This is a genomic window from Mesorhizobium sp. M1E.F.Ca.ET.041.01.1.1 (genome assembly GCF_003997355.1).
GTDB lineage: Bacteria > Pseudomonadota > Alphaproteobacteria > Rhizobiales > Rhizobiaceae > Mesorhizobium.
This window is the reverse complement of sequence record NZ_RZSL01000296.1, coordinates 1-7,616: the sequence shown is the minus strand read 5'-3', so window position 1 is coordinate 7,616 and position 7,616 is coordinate 1. Positions and strand designations below refer to the sequence as shown.

Genomic DNA, 7,616 nt, shown 5'->3' with positions numbered 1-7,616 from the left:
TACCAAGGCTACGCTGCGCGCGGCCGACCTACTCGACATCACCGCGAGGACGCTGGCGCTGGTCATCGGCGTCTCGGAAGCGACGGTCTCGCGCATGCGCAAGCAGGAATTCCTGCTCGAGCGCGGCACCAAGCCGTTCGAGCTTGCGGTGCTGTTCGTCCGGCTGTTCCGCTCGCTCGACGCCATCGTCGGCGGCGACGAGACCGTCGCCCGGGCATGGCTGAAGAACCCGAACACGGCGCTCGACGGCACGCCGCTCGAAAAGATCCTCACCATTGCCGGACTTGTCGATGTCATCGCCTACCTGGACTCCCGACGCGCTCTCGTCTGAGGCCGTCAGGCTCGAAGGCAAGTATTGGCGGATGGTCGAGGCGCAGCACCGCGTCTCGACGCTCAAGCTCGTCGACACGCTTGACGAACAGGGCCTGCTGGAGGACCTCATCGAGGAGACCAAGCCGCGGGTCCCGCTCGAATGCCGCCATCTTCATTATCTTCTGGCGACACCCTTCCGCTACGGCTCGATCTATCCGTATGGCTCGCGCTTCCGCCGCGCGGGCAAGACCAAAGGCGTCTACTACGCCGCCGAAACCGTGCTGACGGCCGTGGCGGAAATGGCCTTCTACCGCTTGCTGTTCTTCGCTGAATCGCCGCAGACGCAATGGCCGAACGACGCGGCCGAATACACCGCCTTTGCCGCGGCGATCAAATGCGAGAAGGCGATCGACCTCACCCGGCCGCCGCTCGACCGCGACGAGAGGGTCTGGACGCATCCGACCGACTATGCCGCCTGCCAGGCCATCGCCGACGTCGCGCGCGAGGCCGAGATGCAGGCGATCCGCTATCGTTCGGCGCGCGATCCGAAGGGCGCCAACATCGCGCTCCTGACGTGCAAGGGCTTTGCCAAGGCCAAGCCGCTCGAGCCTCACACCTGGCGCATCCGCATCGGCTCGCTCGGCGTCCAGGCGATTTGCGAATTCCCCGACAAGCGGCTCGAATTCTCGCGCACAGCCTTTGCCGATCCAAGACTGGCGAACATGCGCTGGGTGCGCGGCCACTGACGTTTCGACCTAAGCGAGGATGTTCACGGCACGCGCAGCCACCAGCGCGATCGTCAGCAGCGAGATCATCGCCTCGGCCATCATCAGGAGCTTGGCGCGTTGGGTGAGCGGCAAGGTGTCGGTCGGCGAAAACGCCGTCGCGTTGGTGAACGCAAGAAACACGTAGTCGACAAAGCCCGGCAGCCAGTCGCGGACCTCGCGGTCTAGCAGCGTCATCTGCGGGAACAGGAAATCGGCATGCGCGCGCTTGACCAGACCGCAGGTCGGCGGGCCGCCGCGATCGGTGCTCCAGAACCACAGCGCGAAGACGATGACGTTGGTGACCCAGATATTCAGCGCATCGAGCAGCAGTGTCGTGCCGGCGCCGGCATGGCCTTCGAGCAGCGCCCTGACCAGGAAGACCAGCGAGCCGCAATTCATGATGCTGATGACGCCGGTCATGACCAGGGCGGTGCGGCGGATGAAGACGCGGAACCGGCCGATCGCGTACCAATGTTCGTGGTCGACGGCCTTCTGCGTCGCCATCTGCGTCCAGGCCGTCGCGACGACAGGGGCACCAGCAGCGCCGCCTCGATCGCGGGCGCCAACCAGCGCGGACCGAACGACAGATCGTTGATGACCAGAAGCTGCAGGCAGATGACGACAAGCACCGCCGCCCGCGCCGACCAGAAGTCGATCGCGCGGTGATGGATGATGGCATGCTCGTGACGCATGGCGGAACCTGTGCCGTGTGCGCGGTTTCTCGACCGCGGCGGCGACACCTCCACCTCAATCTTGGTCTTGCGATGGTCGCGTAACTATAAATTTTCGTAAGGTTTTTGGCGAAACGCCGTGCCGGGCCGGCCCCAAACGAAAAGAGCGCCGGATTTGCTCCGGCGCCCGGGTTCGATCGCCAGCAGTTGGCTCAGGCGCTGGCGGCCTGCTTGTGCTGGACCGGATGGCTCTTCTTCAAGAGGTCTGAGACCAGGAAGGCGAGCTCGATCGCCTGGTCGGCGTTGAGGCGCGGATCGCAATGCGTGTGGTAGCGATCCTGCAGATTCTCGGCGGTAATGGCGCGGGCGCCGCCCGTGCATTCGGTGACGTTCTTGCCGGTCATTTCGACATGGATGCCGCCCGGATGCGTGCCCTCGGCGCGATGCACCTCGAAGAAGGTCTGCACTTCCTTGAGAATGCGGTCGAATGGCCGCGTTTTGTAGCCGGCCGCCTCGATGGTGTTGCCATGCATCGGGTCCGACGACCACACCACGTTGCGGCCTTCCTTCTTCACCGCCCGCACCAGCTTCGGCAGATGCTCCGCCACCTTGTCGGATCCAAAGCGCGCGATCAGCGTCAGCCGGCCCGGCTCGTTCTCGGGGTTGAGCAGGTCGATCAGTTCCATGAGGCCGTCCGGCGTCAGCGACGGACCGCATTTCAGGCCGAGCGGGTTCTTGATGCCTCGGCAATATTCGACATGCGCATGGTCGGGCTGGCGGGTACGGTCGCCGATCCAGATCATGTGGCCCGAGGTCGCGTACCAGTCGCCCGAGGTCGAATCGACGCGGGTCAGCGCTTCTTCATAACCCAGCAGCAGCGCCTCGTGGCTGGTGTAGAAATCGGTCTCGCGCAGCGCGAAATTGGTTTCCGACGTGATGCCGACCGCGCGCATGAAATCCATCGTCTCGGTGATGCGGTTGGCGAGCGATTCGTATTTTTCGCCTTGCGGGCTGTCTGCGACGAAGCCCAGCATCCAGCGATGCACGTTCTCCAGGCTGGCATAGCCGCCCTGCGCGAAGGCGCGCAGAAGATTGAGTGTCGCCGCCGACTGGCGGTAGGCCATCTCCTGCCTGGCCGGATCGGGGATGCGCGACTTGGCGTCGAACTCGATGCCATTGATAATGTCGCCGCGATAGCTCGGCAGGGTTACGCCGCCCTTGGTCTCGCTGTCGGACGAGCGCGGCTTGGCGAACTGGCCGGCGACGCGGCCGACCTTCACCACCGGTTGCGCGCCGGCGAAGGTGAGCACGACAGACATCTGCAGGAAAACGCGGAAGAAGTCGCGGATGTTGTCGGCGCCATGCTCGGCAAAGCTCTCGGCGCAGTCGCCACCCTGGAGCAGGAAAGCTTCGCCGGCAGCGACCGCCGCCAGTTGCTTCTTTAGCTTGCGCGCCTCACCGGCAAAAACGAGCGGCGGGTAGGTGGCAAGCCGCGCTTCCGTGACCTCCAGCGCCGCAAGGTCCGGATAGACCGGAACTTGCTTGATCGGCTTTGCTCTCCACGAATTCGGCGACCATTTCGTCATCGCTGCACCCAAACGCCCTTTCAGAACAATTCCCGGAAAGTGTGAAACGTTTAGGCTCGGCGACTTCGCCGTGCCCACCGTCCGGAATTGCGTCAATCGAACAAGCAGGCCCTCGCCCGCAAAACCCTGTGACTAGGATCGCGGCTCCTTACACGAAGCCGATTTCCTATTCTAGACGGGAATTTCAGCAGTGGCGAATGCCTTCGCCTGCCAGAGCGCCGCGGCGAAGCCGTTAGGCGGCTTTGTCGACCAACCGCGCCAATTGCGTCATCACCACTGCCGATCCGGCCAAGCGTTTCTCTGCGTTCGGCCAGTCGCGGATGAAGACGACGCTGTGATCGGCCCTGATCTTGGCCAGCGACCCCTGCTCGCCGATGAACCTGACCAGTCCGACGGGGTTGGGGAATTCGCGCTTGCGGAAGTGAATGACGACGCCCTTGGGTCCGGCGTCGAGCTTCTCGACATTGGCCTTGCGGCAGAGCGCCTTGATGAAGACGATTTTCAAAAGGTGCGTCACCTCCTCCGGCAGCGGCCCGAAACGGTCGATCAGCTCGGCGCCGAAACCATCGATCTCCTCGGTGGTTTCGAGTTCGCCGAGGCGGCGGTAGAGCGCCATCCTGAGCTGCAAATCGGGCACATAGCTTTCCGGGATCATCACGGCCGTGCCGACCGCGATCTGCGGCGACCAGCCGCCATCCTGCACTTCGCCCGAATCCTTCACCTCGGCCACCGCCTCCTCCAGCATCTGCTGGTAAAGCTCGAAACCGACCTCCTTGATGTGCCCGGACTGCTCTTCGCCGAGAAGATTGCCCGCGCCGCGGATGTCGAGGTCATGGCTGGCGAGCTGGAAGCCGGCGCCGAGCGTGTCGAGCGACTGTAGCACCTTCAGCCGGCGCTCGGCCGTGTCGGTGAGCTTGCGGTTCGCCGGCAGCGTGAACAGCGCGTAGGCGCGCACCTTCGAGCGGCCGACACGGCCGCGCAACTGATAGAGCTGGGCCAGGCCGAACATGTCGGCACGATGGATGATCAGCGTGTTGGCGGTCGGGATGTCGAGGCCGGATTCGACGATGGTCGTCGACAGGAGCACGTCGTACTGGCCGTCGTAGAAGGCATTCATGATGTCGTCGAGTTCGCCGGCCGGCATCTGCCCGTGGGCGACCGCCACTTTCAGCTCCGGTACGGATTCCCTCAAGAAATCATGGATTTCGGCAAGATCGCTGATGCGCGGCACGACATAGAAGGAATGGCCGCCGCGATAGCGCTCGCGCAGCAGCGTCTCGCGGATGACCAGCGGATCGAATGGCGAGATGAAGGTGCGCACCGCCATGCGGTCGACCGGCGGCGTGGCGATCAGCGACAGTTCGCGCACACCGGTCAGCGCCAGTTGCAGCGTGCGCGGGATCGGCGTCGCCGACAACGTCAGCACATGCACGTCGTTCTTGAGCTCCTTCAGCCGCTCCTTGTGCTTGACGCCGAAATGCTGCTCCTCGTCGATGATCAGCAGGCCGAGATTCTTGAACGAGATCGAGCTGCCGAGCAGCGCGTGGGTGCCGACCACGATGTCGACCGTGCCTTCGGCGATGCCTTTCTTGGTTTCGGCCAGTTCCTTTGAGCCGACCAGGCGCGACGCCTGCGCGATGCGGATCGGCAGGCCGGAGAAGCGCTGCGAAAAAGTTTTGAAGTGCTGGCGCGACAGCAATGTCGTCGGCACCACCACCGCGACCTGGAATCCTTCCATCGCCCCGATGAAGGCGGCGCGCAGCGCCACTTCCGTCTTGCCGAAGCCGACGTCGCCGCAGACCAGCCGGTCCATCGGCTTGCCGGCGCCGAGATCGTCCATGACGGAATCGATCGCCGTCTGCTGATCGTCGGTTTCCTCATAGGGAAAGCGGGCGGCGAACTCGCCATAGAGGCCTTCAGCCGGGATCATAGTCGGCGCGGCGCGCATCTGCCGCTCGGCGGCGATGCGGATCAACTGCCCGGCCATATCGAGCAGGCGCCGCTTCAGCCGCGCCTTGCGCGCCTGCCAGGCGCCGCCGCCGAGCTTGTCGAGCGCGGCTTCCGCCGAGTCCGCCCCGTAGCGCGACAGGAGCTCGATGTTTTCCACCGGCAGAAACAGGCGGTCGTCGCCGGCGTAGTGGATTTCGAGGCAGTCATGCGGCGCGCCGACCGCCTCGATGGTGCGCAGGCCGACGAAGCGGCCGATGCCGTGATCGGCATGGACGACGATGTCGCCTGAAGACAGCGACGTGGCCTCCGCGATGAAGTCGGAAGCGCGCTTCTTGCGCTTCGAGCGGCGGATCAGCCTGTCGCCGAGAATGTCCTGCTCGGCGACGACGACCATGCCGTCGGTCTCGAAGCCCGATTCGAGCGGCAGCACGGCGAGCCCCGCCTGCCCCGGCTCGAGCTTTTCAACCTCGGCAAGCGTCGCGACGGGCTTGAGGTTGCCGAGATGGTGTTCGGCGAGGATCTGGCCGAGCCGGTCGAGCGAGCCTTCGGTCCAGCCGGCGACGACGACACGGCGTCGCGCGGCGCGCTCGTCGGCGATGTGCTTCACCACGACGTCGAAGACGTTGATGTTGGGGTCGGCGCGCTCCTCGGCGAAGCGGCGGCCATGCCGCGAGCCGGCATGGAAGACTTTTCTGCCGCCGACATCGGGCGCATCGAAGACGGTGAAGTCGATGTCTTCGCGCGGGCCGAGCGAAGCTCTGAGGTTCTCCGGCGAGAGGTAAAGCAGGTCCGGCGCCACCGGCTTATAGGGCACCGCATCCTTCAGCGCGCCGTCGGCCTGCTTGCGGCGAGCCTCATAGTGGTCGAGGATCAGCGTGTGACGCTCGGCCAGCGCCTCATGCGCCAGATGGTCGAAGACAACCGGCGCATCCGGCAGATAGTCGAACACCGTCTCCAGCCGTTCGTAAAAGAAGGGCAGCCAGTGCTCCATGCCGGCGAAGCGGCGCCCTTCGCTGACCGCGGCGTAGAGCGCGTCGTCGCGCGACGGTGCGCCGAAAGCCTCGATATAGGAGCGGCGGAAGCGGCTGATCGTCTCCGGCGTCAGCGCCACCTCGCTCATCGCCTGCAGCGCCATCGACTTGCGCTGTCCGGTGGTGCGCTGGGTCGCCACGTCGAAAATACGGATCGATTCCAGCGTGTCGCCGAAAAAGTCGAGCCTCAGCGCCTCGCTCCAACCGGGCGCGAAGAGGTCGAGAATGCCGCCGCGCACCGCGAACTCGCCGACGTCGCGCACGGTCGGCACGCGCTCGAAGCCGGAGGTCTCCAGCCGCGCGATCAGCACCTTCATGTCGATCTGGTTGCCGGGCCTGGCATGGAAGGTCTGCGCTTCGATCAACCCGGCCGGCGGTATGCGCTGAAGCAGCGCATTGGCGGTGGTGAGGATCACGGCGCGATGCGGCTTCTTGGCGAGCGCAATGATGGCGGAAAGCGCGTCGAGCCGCCGCGCGGCGGCATCCGCGCCGGGCGAAACACGGTCATAGGGCAGGCAGTCCCAGGCGGGCAGTTCCAGAACCGGCAGGCCAGGCGCCGCGAAGGCCAGCGCTTCGATGATCGCCGGCAGTCGCTGGCCGTCGCGCGCGACGAACAGCACCGGCTTGTCGGGCGCGATCTCCTGCGCCGTCCGCACCAGCGCGAAGGCTTCATAGCCGTCGGCGACGCCATCGACAACGAACTGGCCGGCGCGGCCCTTGGGCAGGCCGATGGAAGGGATGAGGCTCATGGGTTATGCGTTTTTCAAAATGTCATGGTCCGGCGCGACGCCAGGATCTTGTGCAGCACCGCGCAATCGATATCGGGCGGAACCGGGCGTTCGCCGGTGATCATCGGCAGGAATTCGGTGTCGGGGATTTCGAGGAGCTTTTCATATTGGTCGATTTCGTCGCCGGTCAAGGCACCGATCTCGGCATCGGCGAAGGAACCGAGGATGAGGTCCATCTCGCGCATGCCGCGGTGCCAGGAGCGGAACAGGAGCTTACGCCGGCGGGCATCCAACCCCTCGCTTGATCGCTGTGTTCCGGTCATTGCGCCGCATCCCTGTTCGAGCGGCGCATATAGCGTGGATAGCGACCGGTGTCAGCCTTTGCGCTGCGGCCGTCGCGACATAAGCTGACACCCATGCGTCCTACCATCCTCGATCCTCTGTTCGTCCCGATTACCTCGCTTGCCGGCATTGGTCCGAAAGTCGGGACCATGATCGAACGGGTCGTGCCGGCTGATCTCGGCGATCGTCCCGCGCGTGCCGCCGACCTCTTGTTCGTGCTGCCGAACAC

The 7,616-nt window shown here is 64.9% G+C and carries 5 protein-coding genes and 1 pseudogene; 2 read left to right on the top strand and 4 right to left on the bottom strand.

Going from position 1 to position 7,616, the window contains the following annotated elements; genetic code table 11:
• Positions 1-331: antitoxin Xre/MbcA/ParS toxin-binding domain-containing protein (locus tag EOA38_RS21965; RefSeq protein ID WP_127300241.1), on the top strand; the 331-nt coding region annotated here is incomplete at its 5' end.
• Positions 291-1,058: an RES family NAD+ phosphorylase gene (locus EOA38_RS21960; RefSeq protein ID WP_126093508.1), complete on the top strand. Its 768-nt coding sequence runs from the start codon at positions 291-293 to the stop codon at positions 1,056-1,058. The genes EOA38_RS21965 and EOA38_RS21960, both read left to right, overlap by 41 nt.
• A 9-nt stretch (positions 1,059-1,067) precedes the next feature.
• Here EOA38_RS21960 and EOA38_RS21955 read toward each other — a convergent pair.
• The 4 genes and pseudogenes from EOA38_RS21955 to EOA38_RS21940 all read right to left on the bottom strand — a co-directional run bounded on the left by EOA38_RS21955 (position 1,068) and on the right by EOA38_RS21940 (position 7,368).
• Positions 1,068-1,771 (bottom strand): annotated as a pseudogene (locus EOA38_RS21955) (hypothetical protein).
• Between the two features lie 191 nt (positions 1,772-1,962).
• Positions 1,963-3,336, bottom strand: coding sequence for a 3-deoxy-7-phosphoheptulonate synthase class II (locus EOA38_RS21950; RefSeq protein WP_126093506.1), 1,374 nt, complete (start codon positions 3,334-3,336; stop codon positions 1,963-1,965).
• Positions 3,337-3,568: 232 nt separating this feature from the next.
• The gene (gene mfd / locus EOA38_RS21945; RefSeq protein ID WP_127300240.1) at positions 3,569-7,066 is read right to left on the bottom strand and encodes a transcription-repair coupling factor; all 3,498 of its coding nucleotides are present in this window, start codon (positions 7,064-7,066) and stop codon (positions 3,569-3,571) included.
• A 14-nt stretch (positions 7,067-7,080) separates the two neighbouring features.
• On the bottom strand, positions 7,081-7,368 hold the full coding sequence (locus tag EOA38_RS21940; protein ID WP_127300239.1) for a succinate dehydrogenase assembly factor 2: 288 nt from the start codon (positions 7,366-7,368) through the stop codon (positions 7,081-7,083).
• Between the last annotated feature and the right edge of the window lie 248 nt (positions 7,369-7,616).

Bases quoted from the DNA above. Each gene is read 5' to 3' on its own strand.
- EOA38_RS21960 (WP_126093508.1), top strand. From the start codon at position 291: ATGTCATCGCCTACCTGGACTCCCGACGCGCTCTCGTCTGAGGCCGTC.
- mfd (WP_127300240.1), bottom strand. From the start codon at position 7,066: ATGAGCCTCATCCCTTCCATCGGCCTGCCCAAGGGCCGCGCCGGCCAG.
- EOA38_RS21940 (WP_127300239.1), bottom strand. From the start codon at position 7,368: ATGACCGGAACACAGCGATCAAGCGAGGGGTTGGATGCCCGCCGGCGT.
- EOA38_RS21950 (WP_126093506.1), bottom strand. From the start codon at position 3,336: ATGACGAAATGGTCGCCGAATTCGTGGAGAGCAAAGCCGATCAAGCAA.